The 19,836-nt window shown below is 59.8% G+C and carries 10 protein-coding genes and 10 pseudogenes; 6 read left to right on the plus strand and 14 right to left on the minus strand.

Features of this window, described 5'->3' with window-relative positions; genetic code table 11:
* The first annotated feature begins 23 nt into the window (after positions 1-23).
* Positions 24-197 carry a DUF1328 domain-containing protein gene (locus ACW4PC_RS11520; RefSeq protein WP_022715956.1) on the plus strand — a complete coding sequence of 58 codons (174 nt, stop codon included), beginning with the start codon at positions 24-26 and terminating at the stop codon, positions 195-197.
* Between the two features lie 16 nt (positions 198-213).
* Here ACW4PC_RS11520 and ACW4PC_RS11525 read toward each other — a convergent pair whose 3' ends face one another.
* On the minus strand, positions 214-882 hold the full coding sequence (locus tag ACW4PC_RS11525) for a DUF1345 domain-containing protein (RefSeq protein ID WP_455873913.1): 669 nt from the start codon (positions 880-882) through the stop codon (positions 214-216).
* A 93-nt stretch (positions 883-975) separates the two neighbouring features.
* Positions 976-1,956, minus strand: a pseudogene (tal, locus tag ACW4PC_RS11530) (transaldolase).
* Between the two features lie 327 nt (positions 1,957-2,283).
* Between tal and ACW4PC_RS11535 the strand changes: the two are divergent.
* A pseudogene (locus ACW4PC_RS11535) lies at positions 2,284-3,249 on the plus strand (sugar-binding transcriptional regulator).
* A 272-nt stretch (positions 3,250-3,521) separates the two neighbouring features.
* Here the strand turns inward: ACW4PC_RS11535 and ACW4PC_RS11540 are convergent.
* Positions 3,522-4,398, minus strand: a pseudogene (locus tag ACW4PC_RS11540) (methylated-DNA--[protein]-cysteine S-methyltransferase); the annotation flags it as partial.
* 70 nt (positions 4,399-4,468) lie between these two features.
* A pseudogene (locus tag ACW4PC_RS11545) lies at positions 4,469-4,967 on the minus strand (DUF2244 domain-containing protein).
* On the opposite strand from ACW4PC_RS11545, the pseudogene nth reads away from it, so the two are divergent.
* Positions 4,966-5,770, plus strand: a pseudogene (nth, locus tag ACW4PC_RS11550) (endonuclease III). The pseudogenes ACW4PC_RS11545 and nth overlap by 2 nt on opposite strands.
* Positions 5,771-5,797: 27 nt before the next feature.
* Here the strand turns inward: nth and ACW4PC_RS11555 are convergent.
* Positions 5,798-6,516: pseudogene (locus tag ACW4PC_RS11555) on the minus strand (sulfate transporter family protein).
* A gap of 240 nt (positions 6,517-6,756) precedes the next feature.
* Here ACW4PC_RS11555 and ACW4PC_RS11560 point away from each other — a divergent pair.
* Positions 6,757-7,616: pseudogene (locus tag ACW4PC_RS11560) on the plus strand (MurR/RpiR family transcriptional regulator).
* Here the strand turns inward: ACW4PC_RS11560 and ACW4PC_RS11565 are convergent.
* The 9 genes and pseudogenes from ACW4PC_RS11565 to ACW4PC_RS11605 form a co-directional block, all read right to left on the minus strand.
* Positions 7,617-9,198: pseudogene (locus ACW4PC_RS11565) on the minus strand (FGGY-family carbohydrate kinase); the annotation flags it as partial. It lies immediately after the preceding pseudogene.
* A pseudogene (locus tag ACW4PC_RS11570) lies at positions 9,198-9,888 on the minus strand (HAD family hydrolase). The pseudogenes ACW4PC_RS11565 and ACW4PC_RS11570, both read right to left, overlap by 1 nt.
* Positions 9,889-9,981: 93 nt before the next feature.
* A complete protein-coding gene (locus tag ACW4PC_RS11575) occupies positions 9,982-11,463 on the minus strand; it encodes a mannitol dehydrogenase family protein (RefSeq protein WP_455873914.1) in 1,482 nt (493 codons plus the stop codon).
* 102 nt (positions 11,464-11,565) lie between these two features.
* The gene (locus ACW4PC_RS11580) at positions 11,566-12,564 is read right to left on the minus strand and encodes an ABC transporter ATP-binding protein (protein WP_455873915.1); all 999 of its coding nucleotides are present in this window, start codon (positions 12,562-12,564) and stop codon (positions 11,566-11,568) included.
* An 18-nt stretch (positions 12,565-12,582) separates the two neighbouring features.
* Positions 12,583-13,413, minus strand: a complete 831-nt coding sequence (locus ACW4PC_RS11585; RefSeq protein ID WP_455873916.1) for a carbohydrate ABC transporter permease — start codon at positions 13,411-13,413, stop codon at positions 12,583-12,585.
* Position 13,414: 1 nt separating this feature from the next.
* Positions 13,415-14,287 (minus strand): carbohydrate ABC transporter permease, encoded by an 873-nt coding sequence (locus ACW4PC_RS11590; RefSeq protein WP_455873917.1) that lies wholly within the window; start codon positions 14,285-14,287, stop codon positions 13,415-13,417.
* 132 nt (positions 14,288-14,419) lie between these two features.
* Positions 14,420-15,730 (minus strand): ABC transporter substrate-binding protein, encoded by a 1,311-nt coding sequence (locus tag ACW4PC_RS11595; protein WP_455873918.1) that lies wholly within the window; start codon positions 15,728-15,730, stop codon positions 14,420-14,422.
* Between the two features lie 144 nt (positions 15,731-15,874).
* On the minus strand, positions 15,875-16,828 hold the full coding sequence (locus ACW4PC_RS11600) for a sugar-binding transcriptional regulator (protein WP_039846186.1): 954 nt from the start codon (positions 16,826-16,828) through the stop codon (positions 15,875-15,877).
* 139 nt (positions 16,829-16,967) lie between these two features.
* A pseudogene (locus ACW4PC_RS11605) lies at positions 16,968-17,547 on the minus strand (exopolysaccharide biosynthesis protein).
* Between the two features lie 266 nt (positions 17,548-17,813).
* On the opposite strand from ACW4PC_RS11605, the gene ACW4PC_RS11610 reads away from it, so the two are divergent.
* Both ACW4PC_RS11610 and ACW4PC_RS11615 read left to right on the plus strand, forming a co-directional pair.
* Entirely contained in the window at positions 17,814-18,473 is a 660-nt protein-coding gene (locus ACW4PC_RS11610) for a response regulator (RefSeq protein ID WP_455873919.1), read from the plus strand.
* Positions 18,470-19,804 carry an ATP-binding protein gene (locus ACW4PC_RS11615; protein ID WP_455873920.1) on the plus strand — a complete coding sequence of 445 codons (1,335 nt, stop codon included), beginning with the start codon at positions 18,470-18,472 and terminating at the stop codon, positions 19,802-19,804. Before ACW4PC_RS11610 ends, ACW4PC_RS11615 begins: the two co-directional genes overlap by 4 nt.
* Positions 19,805-19,836: the final 32 nt, after the last annotated feature.

Consider the following 19,836-nt stretch of genomic DNA (forward strand, 5'->3'; position numbering starts at 1 on the left):
TATCCAACGCAGAGGAAACATCCATGCTCAAATGGGCTCTCATATTTCTCGTCATTTCGCTGGTTGCCGGGTTCTTCGGTTTTTCCGGCATCTCCGCCGCCACCGCAACGATCGCGCGCGTCCTTTTCGGCATCGCCCTCGTCATCTTCCTGATCTTCCTGATCCTGGCGCTGATCGCCGGCCAAGCGGTTCTCTAAGGACAGCGTGGCTTGCCTAGAGCAGGCTCGCTCCGACATTGATCGCGAGTGCGAGGATCGTCGTATTGAAGAGAAACGACAGCACTGCGTGAAGCAGCGCGATCTTGCGCATTGTCATGGTGGAGACGGCAACATCAGCCGTCTGCGCCGCGACGCCGATCGTAAATGAGAAATAGAGGAAGTCCCAATAGACGGGCTCTTCGATCCTGTCCGGAAAAATCAGGCCTTCACCCTTGTCAGGTCCGCCGTAGAATCGATGGGCGTAGTGGATGGTGAAGAGCGTGTGGAGGAAAACCCAGGAAACCAGGATCGTGACCACCGCCGCGCAGGCCCTGGCGAAGGCGACATCAGGTGGCGCTTCTTTCACGGAATGCAGCTCGAGCCCAATGCCAGCAATGCTTGCGAGCGCCGCCGCGATCGACAGGAAGAGTATGAAGGTGTCTGAAAAATCCAGATCTTCCGCTCGCTTCCTGATATCCGCGACTGTCGCCCGAAGCATCCTTCGCCAACTGATACATGTAAAGACGATGGCCGTCACGTTCCAGCCGACCAGCACGTTCTTGGCGTTCACATCCCGGGAGGTGAGAAGCAGGAAAACTACCAAGCCCGCGATGAAAGCAATGATGATGCTCAGATGCCGGACGGCATAGGTCATTATCGAACTGCGCTGATCGTCATCCGCCATGTCTTTCCTCAGGCTTTATGCCATTGATATCAGCACGAAAAAGGCGCGGCCACCATTGGCAACCGCGCCTTTCAGCCGTTTTCTATGAAGACGTCAGGCAGCAGCGAGCTGCAATTCCTTCTGGACCATCGTGCGAAGCGCCGTCAGGTCCTTGGCGAAGGCGCGAATGCCTTCGCCAGAGCTTTTCGGTTGCCATCGCATCTTCGTTCATCATCCAGCGGAAGGTCTTCTCGTCGATTTCGACTGCCTCGGCTCGGCCTTCTTCGTTGTCCGAAGAGAGCTTGCGGACCAGCGTGCCGCTGATCGTTTGTCGAGTTCGTCGAGCAGCGCCGGGCTGATGGTCAGGCGGTCGCAACCAGCCAGTGCTTCGATTTCACCGGCGTTGCGGAACGAGGCGCCCATGACGATCGTCTTGATGTCATTGCGCCTTGTAGTAATTGTAGATGTCACGGACCGAGACTGAACGCCCGGATCGCTCTTCCGCAGTGTAATCCTTGCCGGTCGACTTCTTGTACCAGTCGAGGATGCGGCCGACGAAGGGCGAGATCAGAAAAGCCTTCGCATCGGCGCAGGCAATGGCCTGGGCCTTGCGAAAAGAGAAGCGTCAGGTTGCAGTCAATGCCCTCCTTCTGCAGCACTTCCGCGGCGCGGATGCCTTCCCAGGTGGAGGCGAGCTTGATGAGGATGCGGTCGCGCTCGATGCCGCGCTCCTTGTAGGCGGCGATGATGTCGCGCGCCTTGGCGATCGATGCTTCAGTGTCGAAGGAAAGGTCGGCATCGACCTCGGTCGATACGCGGCCCGGCACGAGGCTTCGACAAGCGCGGCGCCGACGGAAATGGCAAGACGATCGGCGACGGCTGCGGCAACCGCATCGGACTGTTTCCGCCCTGCTTCTTGCCCCAGGAGACGGCTTCCTTGATTGCGTCGGCAAACGTCGGCGTGCCGAGCGCCTTCAAAACGATGGTCGGATTGGTGGTGCAATCCACCGGCTTCAGGCGGGCGACAGCCTCGATATCGCCGGTATCGGCGACGACCGTGGTCATGTCGCGGAGTTGGTCAAGCTTGGATGTCATGGTCGAATAATCCCTTGTGAACTCGAACTGCTAACTTGAGCTGCGGACCGGCGTCGAGCTCCGCTCCGGCAATAAGGTAGTCTAAAGACAGATGAGTTTGCTGCAGGCCGAAAACGCGTGCCTTCCCATGTGTCGCACATTGTCCTCCTCGGACAAGCGACTGTGTCGGGAATGACTATCGCCATTCCGAAATGAGAAAGTCAAGGACATTTGTGCATTTCAATTGACATAAGTGTCACGCCCGTCATTATCGCTCGGAACAAGGAAAATGGCCCTGTTTTTTCCGCCTCCGGATGCAAGTAGGGTGAAACTCAAGCAGGAGAAGATGTGGTCAAGCTGAAACGCGGCACGCACACGGCTTACTCAGAAGCCTCCTCGCTGAGGCTACGCGCCGCGTGGCTCTACTACAATCAAGGCCTGACGCAGAAGGACGTCGCCGAGCAGCTCGGCATAAGCCGCACAACAGTCATCCGCTTGCTCGACGAGGCGATGAAGCGCAGCGAGGTGCAGATCTGGATCAACGATTCGCATCGGCGACTGCGTCGAGCTTTCCGTGAAGCTGGAGCGCGCCTACGGGCTCGACGAGGCAATCGTCGTCCCCGCTCCCGTCAGTTTTGACGTCGATAGTCTCGGCAAAGAGCGTCGGGCTCGCGCTCGGCCAGTTCCTCTCCGAGGCGATCCCCGACGACTATACGATCGGCGTCGGCTGGGGGCGCACGATGACGGCTTCGCTTTCGAGCTTCCGGCCGCCGCGGCGCACCAATTGTAAGGTCGTCTCGCTGCTAGGCGGCATCGTCGCCGTGCACCAGACAAACCCGCATCGACTATACGTGGCGGCTTGCAAGCCAACTTGGCGCCGAGTGCTACATGTTCCTCTCGCCGCTGCTCGTGGATTCGGTCGAGACCGAAGCGCAATCTGATCGAGAAATGCGGGCTGGACACGATCTACCGGCTGGCGGAAGACCTGGATCTTGCGATCGTCAGCTGCGGCGACATCGGCCCGCATTCGACCTCGCTGTCGGAGGGCTGGATTTCCAAGGCCGACGCTGCAGGAGCTGATCGACGCCGGCTGCGTCTGCGACACGATGTTCAACTTTCATGGACAAGGATGGCAACTCCGTCGATCACTCGATCAATCAGCGCGCGATGGCCATCGATCTCGATACGCTGCGCAAGGCCAAACACATCGTGCTGACCTCCGGCGGCGCCCACCGCGCCATCGCCATCCGCGCCACGATCAAGCGCATCGGGTGCAATACGCTGATAACGGACGAGGCAGCGCCCGGGCGTTGACGGAACCGGCTTAAGCCTCGTCGGGCAATTCGCGTGCAGTCATCCAACCTCCGGCGTCATCCTCGGGCTTGTCCCGAGGATCTACGAACCGTGATCAGATCCTGGCACAGGGCCGAGGATGACGACACGCGAGAACTCCGGGCATTTCATGCCTTGGCATATTTGCTCGAAACAACGCCGATCTCTTCTGCAGTAACGAACTTCCGGCAACGCATCTTCTTTAGTGCGTTTTGTTGCGGGCTCGAACGGTCGACCGAACTACACCTTCCCCGTTTCCAGCCGAGCATCGCCCGCTTGCGGGTGAGGCCCCAATGGTAGCCCGTCAGCGTCGCCGTTTTTGCCGAGCGGCGCGGTGGCAGGGCACGACGAAGGAGATCGGATTGGCGTCCGACTCGCAGCACCGACGGCGCGCGATGCCGTCGGCTGACCGATATCGTTAGGCGATGTGCTGAATAGGTGATCGGCTTTGCCAAGCGGAATTTTCAGAAGACTCTCCCAGACGCGGACCTGAAAATCCGTGCCGATGCAGCACGACGCGCAGCGGCCTGGTCTGCAGACCACTTTGCCGGGCTCGAAAATGCGGGCTGCATAGGGCGCGGTCGCCTGCGCGATCTTCGACATAGTGGGCATTCGGCCAGCGGCAGGTCATGTCTTCGAAACAGGCGGCTCTCGTCGCCCGAGATCGGCTGAAGGCACAGGCCTGCAAGGCCGCGATCGGTGGCCATGACCAGCGCGACGCCGAAGGGCGACTGCGTGGAAGCCGTAGCGGATCGTCAGGCCGCCGCCCTTTGCCTTCCATTCGCCGGGCGACATGGCCTCATGGGTGACGAAGAGATCGTGCAGACGGCTCGGCCCGGACAAGACCGACCTCGATCGAGGTTTCAAGCAGCGGCATGATCTTCCTTGCGCAGCAGCCGCTTGGCATGATCGAGCGTGACGGCCTGCAGGAAGGCCTTGGGCGAAAGCCCGGCCCAGCGGGTGAAGGTCTTCTGCAAGCTGCGTCGGCGACTGGTTGAGCCGCGCGGCAATCGCCTCCAGCGACGGCTGGTCGCGATAGTCCTCGGTGATAAGTTCGATGACCTGACGGACGGTCTCGTAGTCCGGACCCTCCGGCGTGGAGTCTCTGTTCAGATTGGCGATCATATTCATCGTTCTTCTCCTTGTAACAAGGAGATAGTCAAGGGGAGGACCGCAAGCCACCCGTTTCTTGCGCAACGTCTCAAATACGCTGCTTGACTGTCGCAAGCGCTCCTTTGAAGGCCTTGGCAAAGCTTTCGCGATCATCCGGATTGAGGAAGGAGCCGATATCCGTCCGCCGGCCCTCGCCAAAAATATGCATGGAAAGAATGCCGATTTCCTGGTGGCGGCGGACGAGGAACCGCGCCCAGAAGGGATTGAAGTGATGCTCCACCATGCGTCCGGAAGGCGCGAACTTGCGGATTGCGACATCTGTGCGCGAAACGGTCACTTCCTCGCGCGCCCTGCCGGAGCGATAGTTGAGCCAGAAGGCACCGTAGAGCAACGCGAAAATCCAGCCCGAAGAAGAAGCCGATCGGCCAAGCACCGGTAACGACGAAGAATATCCCATAGATGAAACAGACGGCACCGGAAATCAGCAGCAGCACCCTGAAACCCTTGCGGCCGAGCGACCGGTAAGGGAAAAGTTCGGCTGCAAAAACAGGCTGTTCGTTCGCCCGCCCGGCGTTGCTTTCCGTCATGGCTGATGAGTATAGATTGTCGATGCCCGATCCGAAACTCAAATCCGTCCGCAAAACACCGCAAAACTCGAAAGTGATCACCCGCCGCAAGGCCGTCCCGGTGCGCACTGCGTATTCGCAAGCCGAGCGCGAGGAGATATTCCGCCGCTTCTCGATCCAGCGGCCGGAACCCAGAGGCGAGCTGGCACACACCAATCCGTTCACGCTCGTCGTTGCCGTGGCACTCTCCGCCCAGGCGACGGATGCCGGTGTCAACAAGGCGACGCGGGCGCTTTTCAAGGTGGCAGATACGCCGGAGAAGATGTTGGCGCTCGGCGAGGAACGCCTCCGCGACCACATCAGGACGATCGGCCTTTACCGCAACAAGGCGAAGAACGTCATGGCGCTCTCGCAAATGCTGGTCGATGAATTCGGCGGCGAAGTTCCGCATAAGCGTGAGGAACTCGTGCGCCTGCCGGGCGTCGGCCGCAAGACAGCGAACGTGGTTCTGTCGATGGCCTTCGGCCAGGCGACAATGGCGGTGGACACGCACATCTTCCGCATCGCCAATCGCATCAAGCTGGCGCCGGGAAAGACACCGGACGAGGTCGAGGACCGCCTGATGAAGGTGATCCCCGAGTCACTACCTTTATCATGCCCACCACTGGCTGATCCTGCACGGCCGTTACACGTGCAAGGCGCGCCGCCCGGAATGCGAGCGCTGCGTGATCGCCGATCTGTGCAAATCGCCGGAAAAGAGCTGCGACATACCGGCGCCGCTGGTCGAGCTGCCGCCGCAGGTGATCGGCGAGGCCGTCGAATAGCCGAACAATCGGCCTCTTCAAACTGATCTACCGGTGAAAACCGAGATCCCGTTGGGAAATCAGTTTGTAGAGATGAACCATCATGCCCGGCCGCAAAAAGCGGCGTCAGCAGATTGAGGAAGGGGATGGCCAGGAAAGGCGGCGATCACCAATCCGCCGAGAAAGACGGTAGAAGCGTGCTTTGCCCTGAAGAGCCGGGCCTCCTCCGGCGAACGGAAGCGCATGGCGGCGAATTCGAAGAATTCCCGGCCGAGCAGATAACCGTTCACCAGGAAGAAGGCAATCAGGTTCACGCCCGGGATGAAGAGCAGGAGCAGAGCGACAATATTGCCGGCGATCACCACGCCCAGGAACTTGAGTGAACTCGCGATTGCCGGACCGATCGGCATCGCCGTTCCCGGGCGTATCTTCGGGATAGTCCCGCTTCTCCACCACTTCGGCGACGTCATCGAGAAACAGGCCGGCAATCAACGCCGTCACCGGCGACAGGAGCAGCGCCAGGCGCCAAGGCAAGGCCGATGCCGGCGAGAATGACGAAGACGAAGCTCAGCCAGCCAGCCCAATCGGGAATTTCCGGGAAAGAAGCCCGCGATCCACGGAAACAGGAAAGTCATGAACAGGCCTCGCAGCACGAACCAGAGCCCAATGAGAACCAGGATCGTAAGCCCCAGCACCTTCCAGAAAACAGACCGGGTTTCCCGTGCAAAAAGGTTGAAAAACGCAAGGCGCGCGGCATCGAGGATCATTCTTCGCATCTCCAGGTTATATCTGCGCATGTAGGAATCTGCAACGCCCGACGGCAAGTCGAGAATAAAACTACATGCAACGATGGAAAACTTGTCTAAAATAACACACTAATATAATAGTCTATAGTATTCGATAATAAACTTGAGCCTGAGGACGCAGCTTCCGGAAATAGTTGCAACGGCAAGTGCTCGCCAATAGCGCATCCGCGAATCGCCTCTGGGAAGATCAGGGAGGCTGATGTGGAAGACTTTGTTCAGAAGCTCAGACACTATGTGAAGTCAGGCACGCCGGCCGAGCGCAGAATTGCGAAGTATTTTACCGAGCACCTGAACGACCTTCCCTTCGAGACCGCTGCCTCCGTGGCCGACAGGCTCGATCTAAGCCCGATGACCGTTGGCCGTTTTCTGCGCGCCCTCGGCTATCAGGGTCTCGACAGCGTCGAAGTCGATATTCCGTGAAACCGCGGTCGACCTCTCCTGTCCAACTTCAAAATTCGCTCAACGAGTTGCAGACCGATGCCTCGGAAGGAAAATCGCTTGCCTTGCTCGTCACCGAGCAGATCCAGGCGCTGCACCACATCTACCATCTGACCGCACAGACGCACTGGGCCGAAGCCGTCGCGATGATTGGCATGGCGCGCGAAGTTTTCATTGCAACGCATGTACGGCTCGCGGGCTTCGCAACGCATTTCGCCCGCCGGCTGACACGAGTCCCGCGACGGCGTCCACGCATCTGGACGGTTCGACAAACCGCTTCGCCGAACTCTTCGCTCGCCCGAGTGGCGAAGGCGCCCTCCTCGATCATCATCGATTGCCGACGCTTCGGCAAAGCGCGTCTGTTGGCGCGAACCGCGCGGCGCTATGGCTACAAGGTCGTGCTGATCACAACGGAAAACAGCGACTGGCTGCCCGACCAATCCAACGTCATGCTGGCGCTTCCGCCTGCCCGCTCGCCCGACGAGGACAACCTTCCTCCATTGATCGCGCTTCTCGACTGTCTGTCGGAATCCGTCATTGCCGCCGCAGGCGAAGAGGCGCTCGAACGCCGGCGGCGAATGTCGGAATTCGGCACCATTCTCGGAGAAAGCGGCAATCGCTAGCTGAATCGCGTCCAGTTCGGCGCGATGGCGATACATCGCGAGAAACCGCCGGTATTCGCGATCATACAGAGCCTGCTTTGTCGCGTCCGGCGCACGCTCTTCACCCCCCGGATACATTGCCACGCCGGCCGTCGTGAGATCCTTATGTAAGCCACAGGCAACAGAAGCCCCGATCGCAGTGCCCAGCAACACCGCCTCGTTCATCTTCGGAACGACGACCCTGCAGCCTGTCGCATCCGAATAAAGCTCCATCAGCACGGGGTTCTTCACATGCCCGCCCGCAACATGCAGCGTGTCCGGCACATAACCGTATTCCTTCATCTTTTCGAGAATATGCCGGATGCCGAGCGCAATGCCGACGGCCGTACGCCAGTAGAGCGCGCAAAGTCCGTCGAATGACGTATCGAGCGTCAGCCCGCTGATAGTGCCGACGGCGTGCGGATCGGCAAGAGGCGACCGGTTGCCGTGGAAATCGGGCAGCACGAAGATGCGCGAGCCGAGCGCGTCGCCTTCTTCGGCACGCAATTGCGCAATGCGGGAGACGATCTTCTGATGCAATGCGGCGGTCGGCTCGCCCCCGGCAGCATGCATGCGCACGATATGCTCGAGCAACGCACCCGTCGCCGATTGACCGGCTTCAACAAGCCACGAATTCCTGAAAGACGACCTCGTAGTAAGGTCCCCACATGCCATGGCTTGGCTTTCGATCGCGGGAGAACGAAATGATGCAGCTCGAGGTTCCCGCAATGAGCGCCAACTGACGCTCAAGCTGCGCTGGGTCGGCCGCATAGCCGGCAAGCGTGCCGAGCGCGCCCGCATAGGCGTCGATCAGGCCTGCCGAAACGTGGCAATCCGTCGTCAGCCCGAGTGCCGATGCGGCCTCCTGGGTGAGCGTGCCGACGCTCGTGCCGACCGGTGCCGTCTCGTCGGGCAAACGGCCGCGCTCCTGCAGGTCTTCCAGACCGATCTGCGCGAGAAAATCCCGTTGCCAGCCCTTTTCCTTGTGCGCCAGATAATTCCACTTCGCCGTCAGCGTGCTGCGCGAACGGGCAAGCGAGCCCGTCGCCTTCCATGTCATGAAGTCGGCAAGATCGAAGAAATAACCGGCATTCATCCAGGTGCCAGGCAGTTTCTTCTTCAGCCACATCAGCTTTGGCATCTCCATCTCCGGCGACATGAAATGCCCGGAATGATCGAGAACCGCATGGCCGGTTGCCGTGCAGAAATCAGCTTCGTTCAACGCCCTGTGGTCGAGCCAGACGATCGTGTCGAAGCGCCTCTCGCCCCCAGTCGAGACGCTGATCTGCCCACCATCGACATCGCGGACGACGAGCGAGCATGTGCCGTCGAAGCCGATCGCACCGACAGACGCAGGAGCTGCGCCCGATTGTTCCATCGCCTTGCGAACGACGATGCAGACCGCAGACCAGATGTTTTCGGAATCATGTTCGGCATGATTTTCACGCGGCCTATTCATGATGATCGGATGTTCGGCCTTTCCGAGCAGGCGACCGCGGGCATCGAACACACCGGCACGCGCGCTGCCGGTGCCGACATCCACCGCAACCACATGATCATGCATCAAGGGTAGGCCCCATCCAGCTTTTGTTTCTGGATAAGGTGTATCAAATCCGGCATTGCGTCAAACACGCGTTCCGGCGAAAGCCGCTCGAGTTCGGCACGATAACCTGCAAAATTGGCATGTGAGCCACCGGTAAAGGCAAAGACCGTCATGCCTGCGGCCTTGGCTGCCTCGATCCCCGCCGGGCTGTCTTCGATTACGACGCAGTTCTTCGGATCGACGTGCATTTCGCGGGCCGCATGCAGGAAGAGGTCCGGCGCCGGCTTTCCATTCTTCACCATCGAGGCGCTGAAGATGTTCGGTAGCTTGTCGATAAGGCCGGTGACGGTGAGCGACAGCCTGATGCGCTCGACCTGGCTCGACGAAGCGACGCAGCACGGGATGTCGAGCGCGTCGATTGTCGCACCTATGCCTTCGATCGGCCTCAGTTCTTTCCTGAATCGCGCATAGAGATTGGTGCGGATGCGCTCGAGAAACTCGTCGCCGGCATGCACCTGATATTCGCTCTTCATGCGTTGCGATGACGGTCGCGAGGCTCTTGCCGAGGAAGCGCCCATAGACCTCTTCCTCGGTGATCGGCACTCCGAGGTCGTTCATCGCCTCGACGAGCACGCTGACGGAGATCGGCTCGCTATCGACGAGGACACCGTCACAATCGAAAATGACCAGGCGTGTTTCAGAAGTAGCCATGAAGACCAACCAGAGTTCGGTTCGGGCGCGTTATCGGCTCGCGCATGCGCAAGCCGGATCAATGGCGGCAGGAATTGCCGCCACGTTGATTTCCTATACTGCAAGCTTGCCGTCGAGATAGAGCTGCAAGGTCGCGCGGGTCCCCCTTTCCCACAGTGTTTTCAGGGCATGCGCAAAACGCTTGCAGAACAACTCGGATTGCGACACCTCGCCGAAAATGTCGTCGAAGACGAGGAACGCCGCCGGATCGTCCTTTGCCTTCAGCGCGGCGGCATGGAGCCGGTCGGCACTAGCATCGTTGAAAACGATCTTTTTGCCGCTGTCGGTCGTGCCTGCGAAGTAACGGCACCAGAGAGCCGAAACCAGCGAAAGGCCGACGACGTCCTTGCCCTGGCGCAGATTGTCGAGCGTGGATGGCAGGATAAATTTCGGCTGACGGTTCGAACCGTCCTGCGCCAGGCGCGGGATCGTGTCGGCGATCTTCGGGTTCAGAAGACGGCGTTCGATCAGCGCGAAGTAATCCTTGAGCGAGGTATTCGGCACGGGCGGCACGATCGGGATGATCTCGTCGTTTTCGAGCTTGGCGAGGAAGGCGCGGATCAGAGGCTCTTCCATCGCGTCATGCACGAAATGGATGTCCATCAACGCCGCCGGATAGGCGATCGCCGCGTGGCCGCCATTGAGGATGCGTATCTTCATATGCTCGTAGGGCGTGACATCCGGCACGAAGGTGACGCCAACTTTATCGAGCGCTGGCCGTCCGGCCGTAAACTTGTCTTCCAGCACCCACTGCTTGAACTCTTCACAATAGACCGGCCAGTTGTCTTCAATACCGAAAGTATCCGTCAGCAAATCGATCTCGCGCTGGCCCGTTGCCGGCGTAATGCGATCGACCATGGCATTCGGGAAGGCGACATTCGCCTTGATCCACACGGCAAACGCCGGATCGGAAAGCTCCGCCATGCCCAAGACGGCGTTTCTGGTGACGGCACCGTTGTGCGGAATGTTGTCGCAGGACATAACGGTGAAGGGCACGATGCCCTTCTCCTTGCGCGCCTTGAGACCGGCAACGATAAGGCCGAAAACGGTTTTCGGCTCGGACGGGTTTTTTCCGTCCGCAACAATCGCCGGGTGCGATGGATTGAATTTGCCGGACGCGTCGATGAAGTATCCGCCCTCGGTGATCGTCAGCGAGACAATGCGGATTGCAGGATCTGCGAGCTTGGCGACGATAGCGCCGGAATCGCCGACCGGCAGGATGTCGACCATCGGCCCCGTGACACGCGCCGCCGTCTTGTTGTTGTCCTGCTCCACGACCGTCGTCAGGAAGTCCTGCGCGGCAAGCTTCTCGCGCATCGCGGCATCAGAAGGCAGCATGCCTGCACCGATGATGGCCCAGTCGTGATCCTTTCCTTGGTTGAAAAGGTCATCGAGGTAGATAGCCTGGTGGGCGCGGTGGAAATTGCCAACGCCGAAGTGCACGATGCCGGCCGTAAGCGACGCTCGGTCATAAGCCGGGATTTCGGCCGTTTTAGCCGCATCGGTAAGCGTTGCCAGCGATAATTTGCACGTCATGTTTCAGTCCTCTTGAGGTCTTGCCAAGCGGGTCCGCCGCTCTGCTCTCAGCAAACCGGACGCCTTGCCCGGCCGGCATTCTCACCCCGTCCGGCATTTGCCTCAGATGGCGAGGCCGCCCTCGTTGAATTTATGGATACGCGTCTTGTCCGCCGTCAGGTAGACGGTGTCCCCGGCCTTCGCCGGGAAATCGCCGCCACCGCGTGCAGTAACCGAGCCGATACCATCGACGTCGATATGCAGGAACGTGTCGGAGCCGAGATGCTCGGCGACGATGACCCTGCCCTTCCAGTCGCCGCTTTCGGTCGAAAGCAGCACATGCTCCGGACGCACGCCGATCGTATGCGCATTCAGCGCAGCCGCATTCTGACCGGTGATGAAATTCATCTTCGGCGAGCCGATGAAACCGGCAACGAAGAGATTGCGTGGGCTCTTGTAGAGCTCCAGCGGCGAGCCCACCTGCTCGATGTTGCCGCGGTTCAGCACGACGATCTTGTCGGCCATTGTCATGGCTTCCACCTGGTCGTGGGTGACGTAGACCATCGTCGTCTTCAGTTGCTGGTGCAGTTCGCTGATTTCGATGCGCATGTTGACGCGAAGTGCGGCATCGAGGTTCGATAGCGGCTCGTCGAAGAGGAAGGCCGATGGCTGGCGCACGATGGCGCGACCGATCGCGACACGCTGCCGCTGGCCACCGGAAAGCTGGCGCGGCTTGCGCTCCAGATAATCCGTCAGGTTCAGGACGCGTGCGGCATCGCTTACCTTCCTGTCGATCTCGGTCTTGTTCATGCCCGCCATCTTCAATGGGAAGGCAATATTGTTGCGCACGCTCATATGCGGATAAAGCGCATAGGATTGGAACACCATCGCAAGCCCGCGCTCGGATGGCGCCTTTTCGGTCGCGTCCTTGCCGTCGATGACGATCTTGCCGCCGGAAACGTCCTCCAGCCCGGCGATCAGCCTGAGCAACGTGGACTTGCCGCAGCCCGACGGGCCGACGAAGACGACGAATTCGCCGTCCTGGATGTCGAGATCGATCGAAGGGATGACCTTGGCTTCGCCGAAGACCTTCGAAACGCTCTGAAGGGTAATGCTGCCCATGTTTCTCTCCCTGATGTCTTATTTCACCGCGCCGAAGGTCAGGCCGCGGACGAGTTGTTTTTGTGAGAACCAGCCGAGGATCAGGATCGGCGCGATTGCCATTGTCGATGCTGCCGAAAGCTTGGCGTAGAACAGACCTTCGGGGCTGGAGTAGGAGGCGATGAATGCCGTCAGCGGCGCGGCTTTCGAGGCGCTGAGGTTCAGCGTCCAGAAGGCTTCGTTCCAGGCCAGGATGATGTTGAGGAGCAGCGTCGAGGCAATGCCCGGTATCGCCATCGGCGTCAGCACGTAGATGATCTCCTTGGCGAGCGATGCGCCGTCCATGCGCGCCGCCTCGAGGATTTCGCCAGGGATTTCCTTGAAGTAGGTGTAGAGCATCCAGACGATGATCGGCAAGTTGATCAGCGTCAGCACGATCACCAGCCCCATCCGGCTGTCGAGCAGGCCGAAATTGCGGAACATCAGGTAGATCGGAATGAGCGCGCCGACCGGCGGCATCATCTTCGTCGACAGCATCCACATCAGCACGTCCTTGGTCCGCTTGGTCGGCGAGAATGCCATGGCCCAGGCGGCGGGGATCGCGATGATGAGGCCGATCAGCGTCGAGCCGAAGGAAATGATCACCGAATTCATGAAGTGGCCGAGATAGTTCGAGCGGCTCTGCACCTCGGCGTAGCTTTCCGTCGTCCAGTGGAAGAACAGGAACTGCGGTGGCGAGGCAATCGCGTCGGCCTCCGACTTGAAGCTCGTCAGAAACGTCCACAGGATCGGGAAGAAGATCAGGATCGCCAGCGTCCAGGCGATCGCCGTCGTGATCACCTTGCGTTGAGTTGTGACTTTTCTAGCCATCTCAAGCCTCCAAATTCTTGCCGACAAGGCGGACAAGGAAGATCGCGACGATGTTGGCGAGGATGACCGCAATGATACCGCCCGCCGAAGCGCCGCCGATATCGAACTGAAGAAGCGCCTGCGCATAGACGAGGTAGGTCAGGTTCGTGCTCTGCGTGCCCGGGCCGCCGTTGGTGGTAACCAGGATTTCGGCAAAGACCGAGAGCAGGAAGATCGTCTGGATCAGGATCACCACCGTGATGGCGCGCGCCATATGCGGCAAAATGATATAGATGAATCTCGATATCGCGCCGGCGCCATCCATTTCGGCAGCTTCCTTCTGCTCCTCGTCCAGCGACTGCAGAGACGTGAGCAGGATCAGCGTCGCAAACGGCAGCCACTGCCAGGCGACGATCAGAATGATCGAGAACAACGGCGCGTTTGCCAGCCAGTCATAGGGCTGCAGTCCGAGCGCCTTGGCAAGATGCGCAAAGAGCCCGTTGACCGGGTTCATGAACATGTTCTTCCAGACAAGCGCTGCCACCGTCGGCATGACGAAGAACGGCGCAATCACCAGGATGCGCACGATGCCCTGGCCATAGATGTCCTGGTCGAGCAGCAAGGCGAAGGCGATACCGCCGACCACCGTGATGATCAGCACGCCGAGCACCAGCAGCAGCGTATTGGTGAGTGCTGCGAAAAAGGCCGGATCGGACAGGAAGTAGCTGTAGTTCAGAAAGCCGACGAAGCTCTCCATTCCCGGGCTGAGAAGGTTGTAGTTCAAAGTCGAGAAGTAGATCGTCATCGCAAGCGGGACGATCATCCACGCGAAGAGAAGCACGACGGACGGTGCGATCATCATTCGCGCTGCGGAGCGGGTGTGTAACGTTGCCATGGCGATGACCGATCCTGTTTCGAGAGGCGTCTGGCTGCAGGGCAGCTAAGAAAAAGGGGCCGCCGACGCTATTCGGGCATTCGGCGGCCCAGAGGGGTGGGAGGTCAACGATCCCACCGTCTCAGGAGGTTATTATTTGATGTAACCAGCCTTGGTCATTTCGCGGGTCGTCAGTTGCTGCGCGCTCTGCAGCGCCTGGTCGACCGAGACCTGGCCGGCGAGAGCCGCGGAAAACTGCTGGCCGACGGCCGTGCCGATGCCCTGGAATTCGGGGATGGCCACAAACTGGACGCCGACATAGGGAACCGGCTTTACGGTCGGCTTGGTCGGGTCAGCCGCATTGATGGAGTCGAGCGTCATCTTCGCGAAAGCCGCAGCCTTCTGGTATTCCGCGTTCTCATAGAGCGAGGTACGCGTGCCGGGAGGTGCGTTCAGCCAGCCGTCCTTCTCGGCGACGAGCTTGGTGTAGTCCTTGCTCGTTGCCCAGGCGACGAACTTCTCAGCTGCTTCGACCTTCTGCGAGCTCGCCGGGATGGCAAGGCTCCAGGCCCACAGCCAGTTGCCACGCTTGCCGAGACCCTTGTCCGGAGCCAGTGCGAAACCGACCTTGTCGGCAACCTTCGATTCCTTCGGGTTGCTGACGAAGGAGGCCGCAACGGTGGCGTCGATCCACATGCCGCACTTGCCGGTCTGGAAGAGCGCCAGGTTTTCGTTGAAGCCGTTCGACGAAGCGCCGGGAGGGCCGGCTTCCTTCATCAGGTCGACGTAGAAGGTGAGCGTGTCCTTCCACTCCGGCTGGTCGAACTGGGGTTTCCAGCTCTCATCGAACCAGCGGGCGCCGAAGGAGTTCGACATCGCCGTCAGGAAGGCCATGTTTTCGCCCCAGCCGGCTTTGCCGCGCAGGCAGATGCCGTAGATTTCCTTGTCCTTGTCGGTGATCTTCTTCGCAGCGTCGGCGATGAAGTCCCAGGTCGGCGCGTCGGGCATCTTCAAACCGGCGGCGTCGAAGAGGTCTTTCCGATACATGACCATCGAGCTTTCACCGTAAAACGGCGCCGCATAGAGTTTGCCGTCTACAGTCAGGCCGCTGCGAATGGCCGGCAGCAGGTCGTCGGCGTCATAGTCGGCGCCCAAGTTGTCGAGCGGCAGGAGCCAGCTCTGCTTTGCCCAGATCGGGACTTCATAAGTGCCGATCGTCAGAACGTCGTACTGGCCGCCCTTGGTCGCGATGTCAGTCGTGACCTTCTGGCGTAGAACGTTCTCTTCGAGGGTAACCCATTCAAGGTCGATGTCGGGATTCTTCGCCTTGAAGTCATCCGTCAGCTTCTGCATCCGGATCATGTCGCCGTTGTTGACGGTCGCGATCGTCAGCGTTTCAGCCGAAGCCATGCCCGCAAACGCCAATGCTGAGCAGGCGCCCAGCAGAATAGTTCTCAATGTCATATCTTCCTCCCAGAAGATGGGTATGAGCATTCGCTTTGCTCGTGAGCAATTACTCACTAGAGAACGTGCAAAGTCAATTGGAATCGTTGCTGCACTTGCGAAATGACAAGCTATCCGATTGATTTTAAATATGATATTTTTTGCTCAGGAAGTGAGCAAAAAATCGGCAGTCTGTTCATCGGTGATCAGGCTATTGATTTGACGGCCAACAATTGCGGCCCGTATCGCCTTGAATTTGCGCTTGCCTTTGGCGATTCCAATGACTGTCGAGGTTTCGCGTGAAGGAATCGAGGCCGACGCGACGCGCTCGTTGATCGGATTATCGAGAAGCCTGCCCTCCTCGTCGAAAATCCAGCCGCAGATTTCGCCGACGGCCCCCTCGCGCATCAGCTCCATCATCTCGTCCTTCTCCAGGAAGCCGTCGACGCAGAGTGGGCCGTCGATGCCCAGTTCGCCAATACCGACGAAGGTCACATCGGCTTGGGCGCTGATCGCAAGCGTGTAGCGCACCAGTTGCTGGCCATGGAGCAATTCACGCTCCTCGGCCGAAGTGACGAGCACCGGCAGCGGCATCGGGAAGTGCCGCGCCTTCACCGCATCCGCCATGCTGAAGATGACATTGTAATAGGCGGCTGAACCGTCCGGCGTGATGTTGCCCGTCAGCGAAACGATGCGATGATTCGGACATTCGATCGTCGGCAGTTGATCGACGGCAGCCTTCAGCGTGCGGCCGGTACCAACGGCGAGCACGATCGGATCCGGCCGCTTGAGCCATCGCTCGATCTCAGCAGCCGCCGCTTCGGCAATGCCGACCGTCCTCGATGAAGACCCCGGATCGCTCGGCACGATCTCGACATGCTTGAGGTCGAATTTCTTGCGCAGCTGGTTGGCGAGCTCGAGGCAGGCAGCAATCGGATGATCGAGCCGCACTTTGATGAGTTTTTCGGCGACGGCCAGCGACACCAGGCGCTGTGCTGATTGCCGCGAGATACCCATCGCCGATGCAATCTCGTCCTGCGTGCGCCCAGCCACGTAATAAAGCCAGCCCGCACGCGCTGCGTCGTCCAGCCGTCCAGGTGTCTCGGTTCTTTTCGCCATTGAGGTCTACCGCGCGTAAAATGGGCCGGCTTTCTGCCGGACGAATGTCTTTGAGTCTGTGCCGCGCCAGATCAGAACAAAATTGAGCAAAAGTCGAGTGCATTGAGAAAATGCAACGGCCGTATGGGCGAATATTCGCTCAGGCAAGCCAGTTTGTGACGAAGAAGATCGCAGCCTTGATAAGGCCGTAGATCACGCCGCCAACGACGGTCAGTGAAATACCGGCCATGACCATTCCAAACGCCGAGAGAGAGACCGTCCTTGCCCAATATGCCGAAGGAAAACAGGCAGATGGTAAAAGCCGGCAGGATGTTGCCGAGCGGGATCGGCAGCGTCAGGATGACCGCAAGCACTAGGCAAAGAAAGCCCACAAGGTATTCGGCAGGCGGCTCGACGAGGAAAGAAAGCCGCGGCTGCAGCATGCGCTCGGCAAAGGCGAGCCACCGGTGGATGCGCGAGACGATCGCCTCGAAATCCTCGCGCTTCATCGACCGGCCGGCAATTACCTTCGGTAACCATGGCTTCAGCCCGAATGTCAGCTGCGCTGCAAGAAAGAGTAGCGGCGCGCCGAGGATTGCGGAGGTTCCCGGCGGCGTCGGCACCAGATTGGGAATGGCAAAGACCAGCATGAGCGCACCGGTCGCACGGTCGCCCATCACCTCGAAAAGATCGCCGATCGAAATGCGCTCACGGCTCCTGTCACCGGCAAGCTGCCTCAGGATGGCCGAAAGCCGTCGGCCCCTCGGGCGCGGACTCCTGATAAAACGCCTGCGTGATGTCTCCATTTCCTCGATTGTCATAGCATCCCGGCTCGTCGGTTCGCGACTGATACCATCGCCAATGTGAATCTTCCTCTGTCGAATGCGCCGCCATCATGGCCGCGCGGGTTCTGGATCACGGCCATTGCATGGCGATTTTTCGCCGGCACCCTTCGCTTGACCCTTAGCAAAAAGCAGCGCTACTGCTCTTGGCAAGGAGAGATTGCTTGCGCATTCTTTTGGTTGAAGACGACAAGATGATTGGGGAAGCGGTGCGCGATCACGTTGCAGCGGCCGCTCACGCGATCGACTGGATGTGTACGATCGGCGATGCCGAGGCCGCTGCAGGCTCCGTCGACTACGGTCTGATCCTGCTTGATCTGCAGCTTCCCGACGGCAGAGGCATCGACTTGCTGAAACGGTTGCGTAACGACGGTATGGCAATGCCGGTAATAATCCTCACTGCGCGCGACCAGATTTCCGATCGTATCGAAGGACTGAACGCCGGCGCCGACGACTACCTCGTCAAGCCGTTCGATCTCGGAGAATTGCAGGCCCGCATCATGGCTGTCGCGCGCCGCTACGACGCCAATCCAAGGACTATCATCCGCATTGCCGATATCGAGATCGACCGGCCGCAGCACAGACTTGCCATCGCCGGCGAGCCGGTCGTGCTGACCAGCCGCGAATGGGCTGTGCTCGATCTGCTCATCGCCCGTCCGGGCGCAATCGTGTCGAAGGACCGGATCGAGGAAGCCCTTTATGCCTTCGGCTCGGAGATCGAAAGCAATACGGTTGAAGTCTATGTTAGCCGGCTGCGCAAGAAGATCGGTCGCGACAGGATCAAGACCGCCCGTGGCATCGGCTACACGCTGGCGGAAGCATGAGACGCGAACCGAGCATCACGCGCCGGCTCATTCTGGCGCTCACAAGTTCTATGGTCATCTTCTGGCTCGCCGCGATCGGGCTCGGCATCCAGGTGATGCAGCACGAATTCGACGAGCTTTTCGACAGCGCCCAGCAGGAGACGGCCCAGCGCCTATTGGCGCTGATCGTCGAGGACCTGAACCAGCGCGCCGAAACCTACCCTTCCGGCGTCGCAATATTGAAAACGCCAGCCAGCCGCGAATATCTGACCTATCAAGTCCGCGACAAGGACGGAAATGTCGTTCTCCGCTCCAATGACGCTTCGCCCGAACCTTTCGATGCGCCACTCGTCCGCGGTTTTCACAACAACGATCGCCAACGCATCTATACCGAAGCGACCGCTGACGGCGCCCTGTTCATTCAGGTCGCCGATCGCCTCGGCAATCGTCGCGAAGCCGTGCGCGAAAGCGCCGTCACGCTGCTGCTTCCACTGATCATGCTGATCCCGGCGAGTATCTTGGCCATCTGGCTCATCCTTGGCCGGGCGCTGAAGCCGATCGAAACGCTACGCCGGGACATCGCCACCAAGGACAGCGGCAATATGGCAGCCATTCATGGCGACGAGTTGCCGAAAGAAATCAAGCCGATCGCTCGCTCGGTCAATCTTCTGCTCGCTCGTCTCCGGTCGGCCCTTGAAGCGGAACGCGAATTTACCGCTAACAGCGCTCACGAGCTCCGCACGCCGATTGCCGGCGCGCTGGCACAGACCCAGCGCTTGGCCGAAGAACTGTCGGCCGGTGCCGCCAGGACGCGGGCGCGGCAGGTCGAAAGCTCGCTCGTCGATCTCGGCCGCCTTGCCGAAAAACTGCTGCAGCTTTCACGCGCCGAAGCCGGCATCGGTGCCAGCGACAAAGCCGCCGACCTCAGCAAGGTGCTGGAGATGATCGTCAGCGACTACGAGCGCGACAGCCGCACCAAGGGGCGCGTCAACTATGTGCCCGACGCCGGAGCAACGCTTGTCCGTTATGCCGACATGGATGCCTTCGGCATCGTCATGCGCAACCTCATCGAAAACGCGCTTCTTCATGGCGACCAGGATCGGCCCGCCACGGTCAGCCTGGATAAGGCCGGGACCATCCGTGTCGTCAATGGCGGCCCTGCGATCCCGGAAGTCGATCTTACTGGCCTCAAGAAACGCTTCCGGCGCGGCACGACCAGCGCATCCGGTTCCGGCCTGGGCCTTGCGATCGCCGACCGCATCGTCGCACAGATGGGCGGCACGCTGGAACTCCTCTCCCCGGCAAGCGACGAGACTTCCGGCTTCGAGGCGAAGGTGAACCTGCCGGCATAGGACTTGCAAATCCGCCCGAAGGGTGCGAGCAG

The sequence above is a fragment of the Rhizobium yanglingense genome, from assembly GCF_977109285.1.